Annotated in this window: 16 protein-coding genes; 11 read left to right on the forward strand and 5 right to left on the reverse strand. The window is 64.2% G+C overall.

Annotated features, from left to right (window positions below; all coding sequences use genetic code 11):
* Nucleotides 1-14: 14 nt before the first annotated feature.
* Nucleotides 15-2,075 (forward strand): hydantoinase/oxoprolinase family protein, encoded by a 2,061-nt coding sequence (locus CVM52_RS00450; protein ID WP_100160760.1) that lies wholly within the window; start codon nt 15-17, stop codon nt 2,073-2,075.
* A gap of 3 nt (nt 2,076-2,078) precedes the next feature.
* Entirely contained in the window at nt 2,079-3,854 is a 1,776-nt protein-coding gene (locus tag CVM52_RS00455) for a hydantoinase B/oxoprolinase family protein (protein WP_100160761.1), read from the forward strand.
* A gap of 63 nt (nt 3,855-3,917) precedes the next feature.
* Here the strand turns inward: CVM52_RS00455 and CVM52_RS00460 are convergent, their stop codons facing one another.
* Nucleotides 3,918-4,958: a LacI family DNA-binding transcriptional regulator gene (locus tag CVM52_RS00460; RefSeq protein WP_240620812.1), complete on the reverse strand. Its 1,041-nt coding sequence runs from the start codon at nt 4,956-4,958 to the stop codon at nt 3,918-3,920.
* A 130-nt stretch (nt 4,959-5,088) separates the two neighbouring features.
* On the opposite strand from CVM52_RS00460, the gene CVM52_RS00465 reads away from it, so the two are divergent.
* Genes CVM52_RS00465 through CVM52_RS00475 form a run of 3 tightly spaced genes read left to right on the forward strand, consistent with a single transcriptional unit; the run spans nt 5,089 to nt 8,818 of the window.
* On the forward strand, nt 5,089-6,201 hold the full coding sequence (locus CVM52_RS00465; protein WP_100160762.1) for a sugar ABC transporter substrate-binding protein: 1,113 nt from the start codon (nt 5,089-5,091) through the stop codon (nt 6,199-6,201).
* A gap of 5 nt (nt 6,202-6,206) precedes the next feature.
* Nucleotides 6,207-7,814 carry a sugar ABC transporter ATP-binding protein gene (locus CVM52_RS00470; RefSeq protein WP_100160763.1) on the forward strand — a complete coding sequence of 536 codons (1,608 nt, stop codon included), beginning with the start codon at nt 6,207-6,209 and terminating at the stop codon, nt 7,812-7,814.
* Nucleotides 7,811-8,818 (forward strand): ABC transporter permease, encoded by a 1,008-nt coding sequence (locus CVM52_RS00475; protein WP_100160764.1) that lies wholly within the window; start codon nt 7,811-7,813, stop codon nt 8,816-8,818. The genes CVM52_RS00470 and CVM52_RS00475 overlap by 4 nt, the downstream gene beginning before the upstream one ends.
* Before the next feature lie 307 nt (nt 8,819-9,125).
* Here CVM52_RS00475 and CVM52_RS00480 read toward each other — a convergent pair whose 3' ends face one another.
* On the reverse strand, nt 9,126-10,004 hold the full coding sequence (locus CVM52_RS00480) for an isocitrate lyase/PEP mutase family protein (RefSeq protein ID WP_100160765.1): 879 nt from the start codon (nt 10,002-10,004) through the stop codon (nt 9,126-9,128).
* The gene (locus tag CVM52_RS00485; protein WP_172720869.1) at nt 10,001-10,768 is read right to left on the reverse strand and encodes a GntR family transcriptional regulator; all 768 of its coding nucleotides are present in this window, start codon (nt 10,766-10,768) and stop codon (nt 10,001-10,003) included. Before CVM52_RS00485 ends, CVM52_RS00480 begins: the two co-directional genes overlap by 4 nt.
* A gap of 206 nt (nt 10,769-10,974) precedes the next feature.
* Here CVM52_RS00485 and CVM52_RS00490 point away from each other — a divergent pair, with 206 nt between their 5' ends.
* The 6 genes from CVM52_RS00490 to CVM52_RS00510 all read left to right on the forward strand — a co-directional run bounded on the left by CVM52_RS00490 (nt 10,975) and on the right by CVM52_RS00510 (nt 15,944).
* Nucleotides 10,975-11,964, forward strand: a complete 990-nt coding sequence (locus CVM52_RS00490; protein WP_100160767.1) for a Bug family tripartite tricarboxylate transporter substrate binding protein — start codon at nt 10,975-10,977, stop codon at nt 11,962-11,964.
* Between the two features lie 112 nt (nt 11,965-12,076).
* Nucleotides 12,077-12,595 carry a tripartite tricarboxylate transporter TctB family protein gene (locus tag CVM52_RS00495; protein WP_100160768.1) on the forward strand — a complete coding sequence of 173 codons (519 nt, stop codon included), beginning with the start codon at nt 12,077-12,079 and terminating at the stop codon, nt 12,593-12,595.
* Between the two features lie 12 nt (nt 12,596-12,607).
* On the forward strand, nt 12,608-14,122 hold the full coding sequence (locus CVM52_RS00500; protein WP_100160769.1) for a tripartite tricarboxylate transporter permease: 1,515 nt from the start codon (nt 12,608-12,610) through the stop codon (nt 14,120-14,122).
* Nucleotides 14,119-14,418 (forward strand): SDR family NAD(P)-dependent oxidoreductase, encoded by a 300-nt coding sequence (locus CVM52_RS26510; protein WP_133119761.1) that lies wholly within the window; start codon nt 14,119-14,121, stop codon nt 14,416-14,418. Before CVM52_RS00500 ends, CVM52_RS26510 begins: the two co-directional genes overlap by 4 nt.
* 44 nt (nt 14,419-14,462) lie before the next feature.
* Entirely contained in the window at nt 14,463-15,629 is a 1,167-nt protein-coding gene (locus CVM52_RS00505) for an iron-containing alcohol dehydrogenase (protein WP_100160770.1), read from the forward strand.
* Nucleotides 15,630-15,749: 120 nt separating this feature from the next.
* Nucleotides 15,750-15,944, forward strand: a complete 195-nt coding sequence (locus tag CVM52_RS00510) for a hypothetical protein (protein WP_133119762.1) — start codon at nt 15,750-15,752, stop codon at nt 15,942-15,944.
* A 292-nt stretch (nt 15,945-16,236) separates the two neighbouring features.
* On the opposite strand, the gene CVM52_RS00515 is transcribed toward CVM52_RS00510, so the two are convergent.
* Together CVM52_RS00515 and CVM52_RS00520 are read right to left on the reverse strand one after the other, a co-directional pair.
* The gene (locus tag CVM52_RS00515; RefSeq protein ID WP_100160772.1) at nt 16,237-17,685 is read right to left on the reverse strand and encodes an aldehyde dehydrogenase family protein; all 1,449 of its coding nucleotides are present in this window, start codon (nt 17,683-17,685) and stop codon (nt 16,237-16,239) included.
* 1 nt (nt 17,686) lies between these two features.
* Nucleotides 17,687-18,454, reverse strand: a complete 768-nt coding sequence (locus tag CVM52_RS00520) for a sugar isomerase domain-containing protein (RefSeq protein WP_100160773.1) — start codon at nt 18,452-18,454, stop codon at nt 17,687-17,689.
* Nucleotides 18,455-18,458 lie beyond the last annotated feature (4 nt).

Consider the following 18,458-nt stretch of genomic DNA (forward strand, 5'->3'; position numbering starts at 1 on the left):
ACAGGGAGAGTTGCATGAGGTTGGGAGTCGACGTTGGCGGAACCTTCACGGACCTGCTGCTGCATGACGATGCAGCCCAAAAGACCTACCGGGCAAAAACGCCCTCCACACCCGAAGACCAGTCGATCGGGGTTGCAGAGGGCGTGCGGCTCATCTGCGAGAAGGCGGGGGTGAAGCCCGAGGATATCTCGCTGGTTTTGCACGGCACGACCGTTGCCACCAATGCGGTGCTCGAGGGCAAGGGCTCCCGCGTGGGCCTGCTCACCACCGCCGGGTTCGAGCATGTTCTGCATCTTGCCAAGTCCTGGACCCCCGGTCCGCTGTTTGGCTGGATCGTGATGGACAAGCCCGATCCGCTGGCCGCGCTCAAGGACACCCGGGGCATTCCCGAACGGATGGACGCCCGCGGCAACGTGGTGACGCCGCTGGATGAGGAGGCTGCAACGGCGCTCATCAAGGATCTCTGCGGCTCCGGTATCGAGGCCCTCACCATCTCGCTGATGCACTCTTACGCCAACCCGGCCCACGAGCAGCGCCTGCGCGAGATCGTGCTGGCGCACTTCCCCGAGATGCATGTCTCGCTTTCCTCCGACATCTTGCCCGAGTTCCGCGAGTATGACCGCGCGATCACCACGGTGATGAACGACTATGTCCGCCCGATCATGACCCGCTACCTCAGCCGGATCGAGCGGCGTCTCGATGAGGCAGGGGTCAAGAGCCGGCTGCATATCGTGCGGTCCGACGGCGGTCTGATGAGCGCCGAAGCAGCGGCACAGCGTCCGGTTCACACCGTGCTCTCCGGCCCGGCGGGTGGGGTGACGGCCACCGCCATGGTGGCCCGCCGCACCGGTCTTAAAAAGCTTCTGGCATTCGACATGGGCGGCACCTCCACCGATGTGTCGGTCATTCTCGACGGCGAGGCCACGATCACGCGCTCGACCGATGTGGGGTATTTCCCTGCCAAGGTGCCGACACTGGATGTGCGCTCCGTGGGCGCAGGCGGCGGCTCGATCGCTGAGATTTCCGAACTGACCAACTCGCTCCGCGTCGGACCGCGTTCGGCTGGTGCCATGCCCGGCCCCGTGGCCTATGGCCGTGGCGGCACCGAGCCCACGGTTTCCGATGCCAACGTGGTGCTGGGCTATCTCCCGCCGAAACTGCTGGGCGGTGACATGAGCCTCGACCTCGAAGGCGCCCGCGAGGCCGTCGACAAGGTCGGTCAGCCACTAGAGCTTTCGCCGGAGGCCGCGGCGCAGGGCATTCTCGACATTGCAAACGAGGTGATGCTTGGCGCGCTGCGCGTCATTACCGTTCAGCGCGGCCTCGACCCGCGCGACTTCGGCATCGTGGCCTTTGGCGGCGCCGGGCCGCTCCATGCCAACGCGATGGCGCAGGTGCTGGGCTGTTACCCGGTGGTCGTGCCGCACAATCCCGGCGTGCTCTCGGCACTGGGCTTCCTCGAAGCCGAGTTCAAGAACGAGATGGTCCGCACCCTGATTGGTTCCGTCGCCGGTATGAACGATGCGGCCCTCTTCGATCACTTCGCCACTCTGCGCCAGAAGGCCGTGACTTGGCTTGACGAGGAAAAGGTCGAAGAGGCCGATCGTGGCCTGACCTACACCGTCGATCTGCGCTACGAGCAGCAGGGCTTCGAGGTGTCGATCAACGTGCCCGCCGAGGTGGTCGAAAAGGCCTCCGGTCTTGAAACGGTTCTGGATGATTTCCACACAACCCACGAGCGCCTCTATGGTGTGCGCTTCGACCTGCCGATCGAGCTGGTCGCCCTGCGGGTCGTGGCCACCGGCGCCACGCCCCCGGTCGAGGAGGCCGCACCTGCCGAGGGCACGACCGACATCGCCGAGGCCACCATGGAGGTCCGCAAGGGCTACTTTGGCGGCGCCTGGGTCGATACCCCGCATGTTGACCGCGAAATGCTCGCTGCCGGTGCCCGGGTCGAAGGCCCGGCGATCATCCGCCAGTACGATACCACGACCGTTCTCCTGCCCGATCACTACGCCGAGGTTCATCCCACCGGCAACCTGCTGATCTGGCCCACCGAGAAGAAGGGAGCCTGAACCATGAGCAAGAAAGTCGATCCCATCGTTCTCGACCTGATCGAGAACGCCCTGTTGAACGCCCGCTTCGAGATGGACAGCGTGGTGGTGCGCGTTGCCCTTTCGCCGGTAATTCGCGAGCAGCACGACGAGTTCCCGATGATCTGCGACCCGGCGGGCCGGATGATTGTCGGCCAGTTCGGCTCGTACATCCCGGCCATCGTCGAGGAATATGGCAGCGATATCCACGAGGGTGACATCTTCGTCTGGAACGACCCTTACGCCTGCAAAGGCTCGATCTCGCACAACAATGACTGGTGCGTGATGATGCCGATCTTTCACGAGGGCGTGCATGTGGGCTTCTCCTCGATCTTTGGCCACATGGTCGACGTGGGCGGCAAGGTGCCGGGCTCCATGCCGTCGGATGCGCGCACGATCTGGGAAGAGGGGCTGCGCGTGCCCCCGGTCAAGATCTACGAAAAGGGCGTGCTCAACGAGGGCGTGCTCAAGGTCATGCTCAACAACACCCGCACCCCCGACATGAACCGCGCCGACCTGATGGCGCTGGTGGCGGGGTGCCGGACGGCGGCGCAACGGGTGCGTGAAACCTGCGATCGCTTCGGGCGCGAAACCTATCTCGATGCCTGCGGCCTGCTGCTCGACCGGACCCGCGAGGCGATGCGCGTGCTGATCAACCAGTACATCCCTGAGGAGCCGGTGAGCTTTACCGACTACGTGGATGACGACGGCGTCGGCAACGGCCCCTTCAAGATGAAGCTGTCGATCTACCGCCGCGGGGATACCGCGGTGTTCGACTGGACCGGAACCGATGACCAGGCCGAAGGTCCGATCAACTTCCACATCCACGAAGGGCTCTGCAAACTGTTCTTCGGGGTCTACATGATCATGGCCTTCGATCCGAAGATCATGTTCAACGAGGGGTTCTACGACCTCTTCGAGATCGTGCTGCCCGAAGGTTCTCTGCTGAACCCCAAGTTCCCGGCAGCGCTGTCGAACCGGCTCAACACCCACACCCGCTTCTTCGACTGTCAGGCAGGAGCGCTCGGCCAGCGCGCACCGCACCTGTCGATGGCGGCGGGCTACGGCACCAGCCCGCATTTCATCTTCACCGGGCAGGACAGCAACGGAAAGTATTTCCAGCTGATGGAACTGCTCTTCGGCGGCGTGCCGGGCCGGCCGCGCGGCGACGGGCTTGACGGTCACGCCTGGTGGCCGCTCTTCTCTGCCACCCCGATCGAATACATCGAAAACTACTATCCGGTGATCGTCGACAGCTATCGTCCGGTGAAGGACGCCGGCGGTGCGGGGCTGCACCGGGGTGGGGCAGGGATCGAAAAGACCTACCGCGTGCTCGAGGCCGGCTCGATCTCGATCCACGACGACCGCGAAGTTGTGCCGCCTTGGGGCATCAACGGCGGCCTGCATGGCGGCACATCCAGCAAATGGATCATCCGTGCAGGCTCGGAAGAACGCGAGCGCATTCCCTCCAAGCTCGACAACCTCAAGGTCGAGCCGGGCGACCGCATCGTCTTCATCACTGCCGGCTCCGGTGGCTGGGGCGATCCGCTCGACCGTCCGGCGGAGAAGGTTCTGGCCGATGTGCAGAACGATCTCGTCTCGCGCCAGAAGGCCGAGGAGGATTACGGCGTGATCATCTCCGAAACCCATGTGCTCGATACCTCGGCCACGGCCAGGCTGCGGGAGAAGATGAAAGCCGAGCGCGGCGCGCCCTCCGACTTCGACTTCGGCTTCATCCCCGGCGTCCACGCCGCAGAGTAGCCTTGTTTTCCACTCACGGAACTCAGGCGTCGCCTTCGGGCGGCGCCATTTCTGTCAGGCAAATCAGTCCTCTCGAGACTGGATCGTGACGCCCGGAATCATGTCACCCTGGATCACCCGGAGTGCGGCGGGTGCGCCCTCGTCGGATTTCGCGGCGTCGAGCAGTTCAAGCGTTTCGGTCACCATCCGCTCGATCGGCTGGCGGACGGTGGCAAGATGGTAGGGCTCGCGCTGAGCTTCGCGGATCCCGTCGAAACCGGCGAGCATGATGTCATCGGGGATCTTCTTGCCGAAATGGCCGCGCAACGCATCCGCGCAGCCAATCGCCATGATGTCATTGACGCCGAAGATCGCGTCAGGCCAGTCCGCCAATGGTTTGTCGAAACGCGAGACCGTGGCGCGATAGGCACCAGCATAGCTCGACTGACCGTCGATCTCCTCAACCTGTGCACCCTTCAGTTTCTTCAGCGCATCCCTGAAGCCCTGAACCCGCGCCATACTGGTCGAGCCTGCGGGATCGCCGCGCAAAACAAGAAATTTGCGTGCTCCGGCGGCGTGCATCCGCCGCGCCAGGGCGGCGGCGCCCCCCTCGTTGTCGCACAGCACCGAGGGCAGATTGGCGTCCGGCACGCGCCGGTTGTACATGATCACCGGGATTCCGAGCCCCTCGGACAGCTTGACCATGCTCGATGTCACCGTCGCAGATGTCACCACGACTCCGTCTACCGGGTATCGAAGCGCCTGCATCATCACGTCATCGCTGTTCTGGTCTTCCTGTACCGTGAAGGCCAGAACCTGCCGCCCAGTGCGCTGAATTTGCTCGACAAAGCACTGAAGGCTTTCGGAATAGAAGGGGTTGTTCAGGTTGCCGCTGATCACCGCGACGATCTTTGAAGAACTGCGCGACAGGCTGGAGGCGAAGACATTGGGCACATAGCCGAGCTCTCGGGCGGCGGCGAGAATACGGTCGCGTTTTTCCTTTGTGATCGGCGCACCCGGATTGAAGGCGCGCGACACCGCCGGCTGCGATACGCCAGCGAGCTTCGCCACATCGTAGGACGTCACGCGTGCCTTTTTGCCTTTTTGACCGTTGCTTTCTGACATTCGCGCTCCGCCGCTGAACAATCAAGACTGGATCATTGACAGGTTAGGAGCGAAACGCAAAGATGTGAATGCGTATTCAATGACCCGGGCGAGTCGACAGAAAACACGCCGGGCACAACGGAGGTACCAAATGAAGATCAACAAGACTCTCGGCATGCTCGCGGCTCTCGCCGCCCTCGGTGCGCCCGCTGCACTGCACGCGCAAGACAGCGAAGCGATGGCGCGCGCCAAGGAAAAGCTGTCGGCCTACACGGCCAAGCCCGAATTCGTGGCCCCCGGCGAGCCCTTCGATATCCGCCAGTGCGCGGCGGGCAAGAAGATGCTGTCGATTCCCAACAACTCCTCCAACCCCTTCCTCAAGGGCATCATCGACCGGATGAAGGTTGTCGGCGAAGAAATCGGCCTCGAAGTTGTCGAATGGGAAAACCAGGGCCAGCCCAGCCAGTGGGTTCAGGGCTTCGACTATGCCATCCGGGATGGTTTTGACGTGATCGACCTGATCTCCGGCATCTCGCCCGACACCGTCGAGCCCCAGATCACCGCCGCCAACGAGGCCGGTATCAAGGTGATGACTTCGCATTTCTACGATCCCTCCTTCGAACCCAACCCGCTGCTGTCCAGCTCGCTTCCCATCGGCTTCAACGAGATTGGCCGCATTCTGGCGAATTGGACCGCCGTCAATACCGACGGAAAGGGCAAGATCGCGGTAATCGTCTCGCGCGAGGTGCCGCCGACCATTCCGCTGATGGACGGGTTCACCGAAGAACTGGCCGCGAACTGCCCCGACTGCGAGATCGTGACCGAGATCAACGTGGGCGTGGCCGAATGGGGCACCAAGATTCAACCCTCCGTGCAATCGGCGCTTCAGGCCAATCCTGAAATCGACGTCGTGATCCCGATCTACGACTCGATGAGCCAGTTCGTCGTGCCCGCCCTGCGCCTCACCGGCACGCTCGGTCAGGTAAAGGTCGCGACCTTCAACGGCACGCCCTTTGTGCTCGACTTCATCCAACAGGGCGCCGTGTCGATGGATATCGGCGAAAGCCTCGACTGGATCGCCTATGCCACGGTTGACGGGCACATGCGTGATCTCTGCGGCCTCGAAGTGCCGGCCAAGCTCGAAGTGCCCTTCTACATCTTCGACGAAAGCAACGCGGCCGATGCTGGCACCCCCGCCAAGTTCGATACCGGCTATGGCGATGCCTACATCGCCGGCTTCCGCGGGCTCTGGGGCCTGGAATAACTCCCGTGCAAAGCCTCGTACAAACCCCCGCATCCTCGCGGGCCGGCGCCTCCCCAACAGGGGGGGCGCCTACCATCAGCCTCACCGGAATCTCCAAGACCTTCCGGGCGACCCGCGCGCTCGATGACGTGTCGCTGGAGGTGCGCCCGGGCGAGGTCCACGGATTGCTGGGCACCAACGGCTCGGGCAAATCAACCCTGATCAAGATACTTGCCGGTTACCACGCCCCCGATCCCGGCGGGCGGCTGCTGTTCAACGGCGAAGAGGTCTCGCTGCCGCTCGCGGCCTCCGATTTCCGCCGCCTTGGCATGAGTTTCGTGCATCAGAACCTTGGGCTCTTGCCCTCGCTTACCGTGCTCGAAAACCTGCGCCTCAAGCAGATCGCCGTCGAACCGCATCTGCGCATCAACTGGCGCGCCGAGAAGGCGGCAGCCCAGGCCGTGCTGGATCGCTATGGCCTCGATATCGAACAGTGGCGCCGCGTGGACGAGCTGGACGCCGTCAACCGCGCCTTGCTGGCCATCGTCCGGGCCTTCGAGGAAATCCGCGAAACCTGCGAGGCCACGGGCAAGCCCGGCCTCGTTCTGCTGGATGAACCCACGCCGTTTCTGCCCGAGGAGGGGGTCAAACGCCTCTTCGTACTGATGCGCGAGATCGCCGACAGCGGCTCTTCGGTCATGTTCATCTCCCATGATATCGACGAGGTGATGGAGATCACCGACCGCGCCACCATCCTTCGCGATGGCCGGGTGTCAGGCAGTGTCGAAACAAAGTCGGCGACCCATGGCGAGATGATCGAGCTTATCATTGGTCGCTCGCTCGCCGCGCTCTCCGATACCGGCCCCGAACTGCGCAGCTTCGCGCCCGGCGCCCGGTTCGAAGGGCTTGCCGGCCCCGGTCTGCCGCCCTGCGACATCGAGGTGGGCGAGGGCGAAATCGTCGGCCTTACCGGCCTCATCGGTTCGGGCTACGACCGTGTGCCCTATCTCGCCTTCGGGGCCACCCCTGCCGAAGCGGGCAGCCTGACGCTTGGCGATAGCCGCCACCCGCTGCGCGGCATGACGCCCGCAAGGGCGATCAACGAGGGCCTCGCGCTCTTGCCCGGCGACCGCGACGCCAAAAGCGGCGTGCCGACGCTGTCAATCGCCGACAACATGCTTCTGCCCGATATCTCTGACTGGTTCCGGGGCCTGCGCCTGCGCAACGGCGCCATGCGGAAAGAGGCCAGGCGGCTCGGCGAGGTTTACGAGGTGCGCCCCAACGACCCCGACCGCCCGCTTGCTTCGCTGTCGGGCGGCAATGCCCAGAAGGTGCTGATCGCCCGCTGGATGAAGCGCAAACCCAAGCTGCTCATGCTCGACGAGCCGACACAGGGGGTCGATGTGGGCACCCGCGCCCGCATCTTCGACGCCCTCAAGGCAGAGGCGGCCGAGGGCATGTCGGTACTTTGCGCCAGTTCCGATGCCGAACAGCTCGCCCATATCTGCGACCGCGTGCTTGTCTTCGCCCGCGGTCGGGTCGTGCGCGAATTGCGCGGGCCGGAGGTGACCAAGGACCATATCACGCAGGCCTGCTACGCCTCGCTCGAAACACAAGACCGGAGCCAAAAATGACAGACGCACCAAGCGCCGCCTATGACGAGGAGCGCGCCCGCATCCGGGCCCGCCGCCTCCACCTGTTCGAACGTTACGCTCTGCTGCTGGTCTGGGCGCTGCTGATCCTCGGGTTCAGCCTGGCCTTGCCCAATTCCTTCCCGCGCTGGGGCAATTTCTCCATCCTCTTCGCCTCCTACGCGCCCGCCGCCCTGCTGGCCCTCGCCATCATCATCCCACTTACATCGGGCGATTACGACCTCTCGGTTGGTGCGGTGATGACCCTTTCGTCCTGCATGATCGCGGTGCTGAACGCCTGGATGGGCCTGCCCATCCTGCTGTGCCTGCTGCTCTCGGTGCTTGCGGGTGTCGCTGTCGGCCTCTTCCACGCCTTCTTCATCGTCTATGTCCGCATTCCGTCACTGGTGGTCACGCTCGGCTCAACCTCGCTGATCTCCGGCATCGTGCAGTGGTTCACCAACTCCTCCACCATCGGCGGCATCGACAACGCGCTGATCATGTCGGTGGTGGGCGGGCGTCTGTTCGGGGTGCCCTATGCCTTCTACTACGCCTTCGCGGCGGTGGTGGTGCTCTGGTACATCTTCGATTTCACCCCGCTCGGCCGCCGACTGCTCTTTGTCGGCCGCGGGCGCGAGGTGGCGCGGCTGAACGGCATCGCGGTCGAGAAAGTGCGCGTAGGGGCGCTGGTCGCCTCGTCTGTCGTGGCCTCCTGCGCGGGTATTCTCTATGCGGGCGTGCTCGGCTCGGCCGATCCCTATTCGGGCCTCAACTACCTGTTGCCGGCTTTCGCCGCCGCCTTTCTCGGCTCCACCACGATCATGCCGGGGCGCTTCAACCCTTGGGGCGCCATGGTGGCCGTCTATTTCCTCGGGACCGGCATCACCGGGCTGACGATGCTGGGCATCCCGCTCTGGGTCACCAACGTGTTCAACGGTGGCGCTCTCATTCTGGCGGTTGCGATCTCGCAGTTCACCCGTGGCCGTGAGGCCCCCGATATCGGCTAAAACCGCCGCTTGCCGCATATCGCGCCGGGGCAACTGTCCCGGCGCTTTTACATCCAAACCCGCATTCAGGGAGGCATGAATGCCTCTCACCTATCTCTAGCGCGGCGAGTCAGGCGACCTGCGCCGCTGCGATCACGCCAAGGTTCGGCTCGGTCATGCCGAACAGTGCATCGCGAGGGTCCGGCGCCATCGCGGCCAGAACCTGCCCAACGGCGGCGCGGCGGAATAGGCAAACAAGAAGCGCCGGGGGGAGGACCCGGCCCTTGCTGTATGCGCCGCTTGATCCGCGAGGCAGGGGCGCTGCGCGTTATTCGGCAGCCTGAGGCACGTCGCTCCATTTCTGCTCGAACTCCCAGATCTCGGAGAAGCCGATCAGAGAGTTGAACTCCTGAAAGTCGAACAGTGGCACATCAGGCGACAGCGACGTGCCGGTCGCCTTCAGCGTCTCCAGTGCGTTTTCGACCGCAGCGGCGGCAGCAAGGCCGGTGAGGGCGGGGAAGATGGCGAGGTTGTAGCCGATCTCCTCAAGCTTTTTCGCCGGCAGGATCGGCGTGCGCCCGCCATCGGCCATATTCGCCATCATCGGCGCGTCGATCCGCGCACAGGCCTCGCGCATCTCTTCCTCGGTGTCGAGCGCCTCGAGAAAGACGATATCGGCCCCCGCATCCCGGTAGCGCTGCCCGCGCTCCACCGAGGCCTCGAATCCTTCCATCGCCTTCGCGTCGGTCCGGGCGATGATCATGGTGTCGGCACCGTCGCGGGCATCGCAGGCCACCTTGATCTTCTGCATCATCTCCTCGGCCGGGATCACCTGCTTGTAAGGCGTGTGGCCGCATTTCTTCGGAAAGCGCTGATCTTCCATCTGGATCGCCGTGGCCCCGGCGGCCACATAGCCGCGCACCGTATGCGCCACGTTGAGCAACCCGCCAAAGCCGGTATCGGCATCTGCGATAACCGCTGCGTTGCAAGTGCGCGACAGCGTCTGAAGGCGGCGCAGCATCTCGGTATAGGTGGTGATCCCCGCGTCGGGCAGACCTTCCACCGAAGCGGTGCCCCAGTAGCCCGAAGAGTACACGAAATCAAAGCCGACCTTGTTGGCGACAACGGCCGAGATCATGTCGTGAATGCCGGGTGCCGTCACGAACTGTCCTGCTTCGAGTGCGGCGCGGAGGCTTGGTTTGCTCATCTATCGTTGTCCTTCAGTGAAACGTCATTGGAACTGTCGCGCCCGGCCTTGCCGTGCGGGGCGGGCTCGTGTGGGTCGGGGGCATCGTGCGTGCCCTTGAAGATCCGCGTGGTGGCAAGCACATGGGCGCGCATCACGGCGCCGGCCCAGGCGGCCTCGCCGGCTCCGATGGCCTTTACCAACTGGCGGTGATCCGAAAGTGAGCGCTCCACATCCTCCTGCTCGAACAGCCGGTAGGAGCGCACCAGAAAGCCCAGGTCCATCAGGTTCAGCGCGATCTCCTCAAGCCGCTGGTTGCCCGACAGCCGCAGGATGCGCGCGTGGAAGTCGCGGTTCATCTCGGAGTATCCCGCCACGTCGCGCAGCGGCGCGCCCGCGGCCTGCTCCATCCGGCGGGCGAGGGCGTCCAGCTCCTCCACGTCCCGCGCCGTGGCATTCCGTGCCGCCCGTGCGGCGGCTTCCGATTCGATGATCGCCCGAGTCTCGAACACGTCGCGGGCGTCCTGTGCCGACCATCCCTTGACCAGTGCACCGGCGTGGGGCGACAGCGTGACAAACCCTTCCGATGCAAGCCGCCGCAGCGCCTCGCGCACCGGGGTACGGGACACCTTGAGCGCGTCGGCCAAGGCTCCCTCGGTCAACCGTTCGCCAACGCTGTATTGCCCGCCGGCAATATCGTCGCGCAGGGTTTCGTAGACACGCAATGAGGCGGTCTTGCGGCCTCGGGGCGCGCCACGCGTGGTCTTTTCGTCAGCGAGTTTCATACCCATTCCTCCAATCGCCGCAGCTTGGCACGGCGATTGCCGAAAATTAAGCCATCTCTTAGATTGTATGCAATATCGGGGCAACTAGAAATAAATAGCGCAGGTTCTTGACGAATTGTATGCAATAAATAATGTTGCCGCCACTCGACAGCAGGGTGCATCGATTGCGCCCTGCCAAGACGAACGCACCTTTGGGAGGAACAGGAATGACTTTTTCGCTTGGCCGCAGGGCCCTTATTGCCGCGTTTGCGGTGCTCGGCTTCTCCGCCACCGGACTCGCTGCCCAGGATGGTTATTTGCCGGGCCGGCTCGAAATCATCGTGCCCTTCAACCCCGGCGGTTCCGCCGACCGGCTGGCCCGCTCGATCGGCCAGTTCCTGCCCGAAGAACTGGGCGTTCCGGTCACCGTCACCAACCGCCCCGGTGGCAGCGGCGCACTTGGCCACACCTATTTCCTGCAACAGCCCGATGACGGTTCGGTTGCGCTGGTGACCCCGGTGAACCCCTACCTCATCTCCAACATCCTGCGCGGCCAGGGCATGCTGGACTGGGACAAGTTCCACTTTGTGAACGGCCAGTGGCAGGACTACTACGTTCTGCTGGTGAACAAGGACCAGCCGTTCCAGACCGCGGGCGAGCTGATCCAGTTCATCAAAGACAACCCGGGCGAGGCGACCTCGGCCATCATCAACGGCGACGGTGCCCACCTGGCACAGGTCATCATGCTGGAAAAGCTGGGCCTCGCCCCCGATGCGATCAACTTCATCAGCTACGATGGCGGCGCCCCCATGCGCACCGCGCTGGCCGGCAATCAGGTGACCTTCTCGTTGATCGCCGCACTGGGCTCCTCGGTCATCGCCGATGACGTGCGTCCGCTTGCCGTGATCAAGGCCGAGCCCGATGAGCTGTGGGATGCACCCAACATCAATGACGTGCTTGCCGAATTCGACACCGAGATCCCTCTGATCTCTGCCGACCTGCGCAGCTTCGTGGTGCACAAGAGTTTCGCCGAGAACCACCCCGAGACCTACGAGGCGCTCGTCTCGGCCTACCAGCGGATGCTGGAGCGCGACGACTACAGGGCCTTCATCACAGAGGGCCAGATTGGCGGCGACTGGATGGGCCCCGAGGCCACGACCGCCTCGCTCGAAGAGAGCTTCGCGGCATACTCCCAGTACATCGACGCGCTGGAGTGATCTCCATCACCGGGAGAGCGGCATCTTCAGCACAGCTCTCCCGACCCTGCGCGCCCCGGTCCGCCCCTGTGCGTTCCGGGGCGCCAGGCAGACCGGAGGAGGAGAGACAGATATGCGCCAAGTGATGACGCACCTGAGCGGAACGGCCGGGCACCTTTTGCTGCTCGCAGGTTTCGCCGCCTACGCCCTATGGTATGCGCTCGACGCCTGGGCCGCGCAGGCCAAAACCCAGAACATGCTTTTGATTGGCCCCGCCGCGTTGCTCGCCGGCGTGGTGATCACGCTGCTTTTCGCCAAGGAAGTCCAGCGCTGGCGCGCGGGCGAACCCACCGAAACGGCCGAAGACGCGCCGGACCTCGAACCAGCCGCCGCCGATACCGGTGATGACACCCGCACCTTTCGCGAGGCCTGGGGCACCCCGCTTTCGGCGGCGCTGCTGGGGGTCTACGTCATCGCCCTGCCGATCGTCGGCTTCGATGTCGCGACCGTGGTCTACATTGCCCTCTGCATGATGCTCCAGGGCGCCCGCGACTGGCGCATCATCCTGGGCTTTTCCCTCGTGGCCGGGCTGCTCCCGGTCTGGGCGATCGAGAAGATGCTCTCGGTCCCCGTTCCAACCCTCTTTCTCTGAGCCGAGGCTGACATGATCGACCTAGCCGCCGCCAGCGACGCCATCGCGCTCCTTGCCGGAAACCCCATGGCCTGGGTGGTGGTGCCCATCGGCCTGCTGATCGGGCTTGCCTTCGGTGTCCTGCCGGGCCTGTCGGTGCCCATCGCCATGGCCGTGTTCCTGCCGTTCACCCTCTACATGGATTTCCTCTCGGCCATCCTCTTCCTCACGGCCATCTTCACCGGCGGTGGCTTTGGTGGCTCGGTGCCCGCGATCCTGATGAACGTGCCCGGCACGACGGCCGCGATCGCAACCTGCTTCGATGGCTACCCCATGGCGCGGCAAGGCCGCCATAACGAGGCACTCGGCCTCGCGCTCGCCGCCTCCACGGTGGGCACGATCATCGGCTACACGCTGCTCTTCGTCCTGCTCGAGCCGATCTCGCGGCTGGTGCTGAAACTCGGCGCTCCCGAACTCTTCCTCGTTGCCGTGGCGGGCCTTTTCCTAATTGCGGCGCTTTCCGGCAAGTTCTTCTGGCGCGGCGTGCTTGCCGGTGCGCTGGGGCTGATGCTGGGCACCATGGGCATGAGCTCTTCGGGCGTCATGCGTGGCACCATGGGTTCGATGTACATGCTCGACGGCATCGAAGTGACCGCCGCAATCATCGGCCTCTTCGCCGCATCGGAGATCTTCGCGCTGGTGAAGAGCGATTACATAGTGGCAGATGCCTCGGCCCGCGAGGTCAAGCTGTCGCGCATCGCCAAGGGTTTTACCGGCGCGTTCAAGCACTGGTATCTTATGGTCCGAGGCGGGCTGATCGGCGCGGGCGTCGGCTCGGTGCCAGGCGTTGGCTCTACCGTGGCCAACCTCGTCAGCTATTCCTTTGCCCGGACCGGCTCGAAGACGAAAGACAGCTTCGGCAGGGGCAACCCCGAGGGCGTCATCGCCGCCGAATCCGCCAACTCATCCTCCGAGGGCGGCTCCATGGTGGCGCTGCTGGCACTGGGCATCCCCGGTGGCGCCGGCACCGCGATCATGCTGGGTGCTTTTGCCATGCACAATGTCACCGGCGGCCCCCGCTTCGTCTCCGACAACAAAGAGATCGTCTACGCCATCATCGGCGGCAACCTCGTGCAGGCGATCCTTCTGGCTGGCATGGGCCTGCTTTTTCTGCGCGTCGCCGTAACCATTGTGAAGGTACCGCTGCGCTACCTGTTGCCGGTCATCACCGTGCTGACCGTGCTCGGTTCCTACGCCCTGTCGCAAAATATGGTCGGCCCGATCACCCTGGCTGGCGGCGCCATCCTCGGCCTCATCATGAAGCACTTCAACTACCCGGTCGTCGCCATGGTGATCGGGATTCTGCTGGGCCGCATGATGGAGGGCAACCTGCTGCGCACCTGGCAGCTGGGCCGCGGAGATCTGACAATCTTCTTCGAACGCCCGATCTCGCTCGGACTTCTCATCGCGCTCTGCCTCGTGGCGATCCTGCCCTTCGTGATGAAACGGGTGAGCACCCGGCTCGAGCAGCAACGGAGGCAGGCATGACCCAGCATTTCCGTCGCGACGGAATGCGCGCGCCGGTGGCCGGCGCGGACAGCGGGATTAGCCGCGCCGTCGCCGAGGGCTTCGCCGGGGCAGGGGGCCCAGTCTTTGGTCCAGCCCGGTCCGCACCCCAGATGGAGGAAACCGCCGAGGTGATCCGCATTGCCGGCGGCAAGGCCCGGGCCCTGCCACTCGATGTCACCGACACCGCTGCCTGCCATGCCGCGCTGGACGCGCGCCCGGTCTTCCTGAAGTCCGGCTTCGCCCTTATGGTCGGCGGCGGCTGGACAGCCGCCTGACCGCTAGTGCCCGCACCCTCAATCGCAGAACGGAGCTCCGTATCATGACCCTCGCTTCCCAGCCCTTCTCCTTCGACACGCCCGGATCCATGCTCGTCGAGTGGGGCGGCGCGGCGCGGATCGGGGCGCTCCTGCGCGGCTGGTTCACCCAGCGCAACCTGCTGATTGTGACCGACCGCTTCCTGCACGAGAACGGCCTGCTTGGCCCCTCCCTAGACTCGCTCAAGGCCGAAGGCTTCGCGGTGACCGTCTTCGACAGCGTCGTGGCCGACCCGCCGGAACATGTCCTGATGGCCTGCATCGAGCAGGGCAAGGCCGCGGGTGCCGACATCGTGCTTGGGCTGGGTGGCGGCTCGTCGATGGATATCGCCAAGCTCGCGGCCGTGATGCTGGTGTCCGAGCAGCCGCTGGCCGAGCTTTACGGCATCGGCAAGGTGCAGGGCGGTCGGGTTCCGCTGGTGCAGGTGCCCACCACCGCCGGCACGGGATCCGAGGTGACCAACATCACCATCCTCACCACCGGCGAAACCACCAAGATGGGGATCGTCGCGCCGCAGCTCTACGCCGACCGCGTGCTGTTGGATGCCGAACTGACCGTGGGCCTGCCCCGCACGCAGACCGCCGCCACCGGGATCGACGCGATGGTCCATGCCATCGAGGCCTTCACCAGCCGCCACCGCAAGAACCCGCTTTCCGATCTCTTCGCCCGCGAGGCCCTGCGCCTCATGGCCGCCAACCTGCTACCCGCCTGCGAAGACGGCACGAACCACGCCGCGCGCGAGGCCATGCTGCTGGGATCCAACCTCGCGGGGCAGGCGTTTTCCAACAGCCCGGTGGCCGCCGTTCACGCATTGGCATACCCGCTCGGCGGGCACTACCATTTGCCACATGGGCTCACCAACGCCCTTATGCTCGGCCCGGTGCTGCGCTTCAACATGGCCGCTGCGGCCCCGCTCTATGCCGAACTGGCCGATGTGGTGCTCGGCCCGTCCGAGACCGGTGTGCAGGCGCGTTCCGCAGATTTCGTGGCCTTCATGCAGGACCTGATGGACCGTTCCGGCGCACCGCTTCGGCTGCGCGACGTCGACGTGCCCGAAGCCGACCTGCCAATGCTCGCCAGTGATGCCATGCTGCAATCGCGACTTCTGGTGAACAACCCGATCGATGTCACCGAGGCCGACGCTCTCGAACTTTACCGGGCCGCCTATTGAACCGCCCGGGCTTGCCCGGAGAGCGTTCCCTTCAACGCGTTACGCGAGTTTGTCCATCGCGGCGACTTGTTTAGAGAGTCGCCTCTCGGCCTCGGTGGAACTGAGGAGACCGTCCTGATTGTGCCAATCGACCCGGTGCATGGTTTTCCGTTCGAGATCCCGCATCGTTTACCAGGGCCCGAGCTGCTTGAAGACCTCGGGCTTGAACCGAACGATCACGCTTTTGCCTCGCTGAAAGCGTGCCTTTGGCTCGATATGCGGCGGCTGATCAGGCTCATGGTGGAGGGGGACCGTGGCCGCAGTGCGGCCGCGTAAGTCCCCGGAACGGTGCCGCAGCAATGCCTGGGAGGGAACCGGAGCCGCAAACCAGCAAGAAGCATCCCGAGCACAGGAATTACCCGTCCCGTCTCAAGAGGGTGTTCATAGTCCGACCGACCCGGGTCTGGCGTAGCGACATCAGCTATATCCGGCTGCGCCGGGGCTTCCTGAGCTTGGACCGGCGGCAAACCGGTCGAACATTCGGGACCACCTCTGCCGAGATCCGCCCGCGCTTGTCTTCAGCACGATCAGGCGGATCTACAGCCAGGTTTTGCCGCTATTGTAGAGGTCAGGAAGCCCGGCGAAGCCGGACTTTGAGATGCTTGGGCTGCAGAAACGTATCGAGTCCTTCCGGCCCCAGTTCGCGCCCGAAACCCGACATTTTCCAGCCTCCGAAAGGCGCCATGAGATCGCTTGTATCGTTCACGTTGACCCCGATTGCGCCAAACTCCATCTGCTCGGCCAACGACCAAACCCGATCCAGATCGGGGCCGTAGATATAGGCCGCAAGGCCATAATCAAGGCTGTTTGCGATCTTCAGCATCTCCGTGTCCGACGCGAAGCTTGCAATTCCGATGACGGGGCCGAAGGTTTCTTCGCTCATCGGAAGGCTGTCGAGTGGCGCGTTCGCGATCACCGTCGGGCGATAGAACAGGCCGTCGTCCAAGCCGCTTCCAGTGGCGCGGCCGCCCCCAGCGATCACGCTGCCGCCCTTGGCGACCGCGTCCGACACATGCCGGTCCATCCGTGCAACAACTCCAGCGTTCTGCACCGGGCCATAAGCGATGGACGGGTCTAGCCCGTCACCGAGCACGGTTTCATCTGCGAGGCTCGCGAGAATGCTGGCAAATTCATCTGCAACCTTTTCGGCCACCAGAACGCGGTTCACGGTGATGCAGATCTGGCCCATGTTGGAATATCCGCGGCGGTGCGCGGCACGGGCGGCCTCTTCAAGATCGGCGTCTTCCATGACGACGAAAGGCGCATGGCCGCCGAGTTCGAGACAAAGGCGCTTCATGTTCACCGAGGCGGCGCGCATGATCGCCTGACCGGCAGGGACCGAGGCCGTGGCCGACAGGGCACGGATGCCGCGATGGGTCGACAGCGCCTCGCCTGCGATTTGACCGAGGCCAGGGATGTCGGCGATGGAACCGGCAGGGAATCCGGCCTCGTGCAGGCAATCGACGAGCATGGCGATCGCGAGCGGAGTTTCATGCGGCGACTTCACTATGATCGGGCACCCGGTCGCGAGCGCCGGGCCGATTTTCCAGCAGTAGAGATCGATGGGATAGTTCCACGGCACGATCGCCGCCACGACTCCGATCGGGTGATAGGTGACGAGGTTGCGGATGTTCGGCGCCGACGCGGGGCGGATCGACCCGCCCACACGCACCCCTTCCTCGGCGTAGTAGCGCAGCACTTCGCAGCCGAAGAGGATCTCTTTCATGTTATCGGCGACGGGCTTGCCCTGTTCGAGGGTCAGAAGCCGGGCCATGTCGTCGGCCCGCTCCTCGATCAGACGTGCGGCGCTGTGCAGCATATCGGCGCGGGTGCGCGCGGGCAGGGCGGCAAAGGCAGGCGCCACCTTTTGTGCGACGTCGACGCAGCGGTCCACGATGGCGGCATTCGCCAGCAGTGTCGAGCCCACCGGCGTGCCGTTCGCCGGGTTCGTTATGTCGAAGCGGTCCAGCCCGGAGGGATGTTCCCACTGACCATTGATGAAGAAACCACGATCCATGTCAGCGCGCCTTCAGACGGCGCCACAGTTCGGCGTAGTTCTTGTCATTGTGGGCGTTGGCCTTGGCCTTCTCCATCGTGTTTGGGCTGACCATGATGTAGGGGTCGCGACCTGTTTGCGCGACAAGCTCGGCAGTGGTCGAATTGATCGCGTGGCCGATCGCGATGGCCACCGATGTGGAGGTCGCGCCGGTGCGTCCCGCGACGCCCTCGATCTCGATGCCCGCATCACCCAGAGGCACGCCGGTGTCGATGGTCACATCCGCAATTTCATAAAGCCGCTTACCGCTCGAATGACGAGAGACAACCGCGGAGGAATGCGGAATTGAAGTCACGGCGATGACCTTCATGCCCTTTTCTTTCGCCGCGATGGCGATATCCAGCGTCACGGCGTTCATGCCGGAATGCGAGAACATGATGATCGCGTCACCGGGGTCGGTCTGATGGCTGTCGAAGATCGCGTTGCCATAGCCTTCCTGCGCGTGGATGAAACGGTACTGGCGTGCACCCGCGTCACCCAGCACTCGGTGGAACGAGATCATCGAGCTCTCCACGATCGGGCGAAAACCGGTGACGGTGCCGGTGCGAGGATACATCTCCATCGCGGCGAAGGATCCGTGGCCGGTGCCGAACGTGAAGACGAGCTTGTCGCTCAGGATGGCCTCGGCACAGACGTTTGCCGCGTTTTCAATGGCGTCGGTCTGGCTGTCCATGACGGTGGTCAGGCGGTCCAAGACCGTCTGGAGATAGCGCTTGGGCATGTCGCTCATTGTT

The sequence above is a fragment of the Pseudooceanicola lipolyticus genome (genome assembly GCF_002786325.1).
In the GTDB taxonomy this organism is placed as follows: Bacteria; Pseudomonadota; Alphaproteobacteria; order Rhodobacterales; family Rhodobacteraceae; genus Pseudooceanicola_C; species Pseudooceanicola_C lipolyticus.

Coding starts and splice junctions, on each gene's coding strand:
- CVM52_RS00450 (WP_100160760.1), top strand. CDS start 15: ATGAGGTTGGGAGTCGACGTTGGCGGAACCTTCACGGACCTGCTGCTG.
- CVM52_RS00455 (WP_100160761.1), top strand. CDS start 2,079: ATGAGCAAGAAAGTCGATCCCATCGTTCTCGACCTGATCGAGAACGCC.
- CVM52_RS00460 (WP_240620812.1), bottom strand. CDS start 4,958: ATGTCAGAAAGCAACGGTCAAAAAGGCAAAAAGGCACGCGTGACGTCC.
- CVM52_RS00465 (WP_100160762.1), top strand. CDS start 5,089: ATGAAGATCAACAAGACTCTCGGCATGCTCGCGGCTCTCGCCGCCCTC.
- CVM52_RS00475 (WP_100160764.1), top strand. CDS start 7,811: ATGACAGACGCACCAAGCGCCGCCTATGACGAGGAGCGCGCCCGCATC.
- CVM52_RS00480 (WP_100160765.1), bottom strand. CDS start 10,004: ATGAGCAAACCAAGCCTCCGCGCCGCACTCGAAGCAGGACAGTTCGTG.
- CVM52_RS00485 (WP_172720869.1), bottom strand. CDS start 10,768: ATGAAACTCGCTGACGAAAAGACCACGCGTGGCGCGCCCCGAGGCCGC.
- CVM52_RS00490 (WP_100160767.1), top strand. CDS start 10,975: ATGACTTTTTCGCTTGGCCGCAGGGCCCTTATTGCCGCGTTTGCGGTG.
- CVM52_RS00495 (WP_100160768.1), top strand. CDS start 12,077: ATGCGCCAAGTGATGACGCACCTGAGCGGAACGGCCGGGCACCTTTTG.
- CVM52_RS00500 (WP_100160769.1), top strand. CDS start 12,608: ATGATCGACCTAGCCGCCGCCAGCGACGCCATCGCGCTCCTTGCCGGA.
- CVM52_RS26510 (WP_133119761.1), top strand. CDS start 14,119: ATGACCCAGCATTTCCGTCGCGACGGAATGCGCGCGCCGGTGGCCGGC.
- CVM52_RS00505 (WP_100160770.1), top strand. CDS start 14,463: ATGACCCTCGCTTCCCAGCCCTTCTCCTTCGACACGCCCGGATCCATG.
- CVM52_RS00515 (WP_100160772.1), bottom strand. CDS start 17,685: ATGGATCGTGGTTTCTTCATCAATGGTCAGTGGGAACATCCCTCCGGG.
- CVM52_RS00520 (WP_100160773.1), bottom strand. CDS start 18,454: ATGAGCGACATGCCCAAGCGCTATCTCCAGACGGTCTTGGACCGCCTG.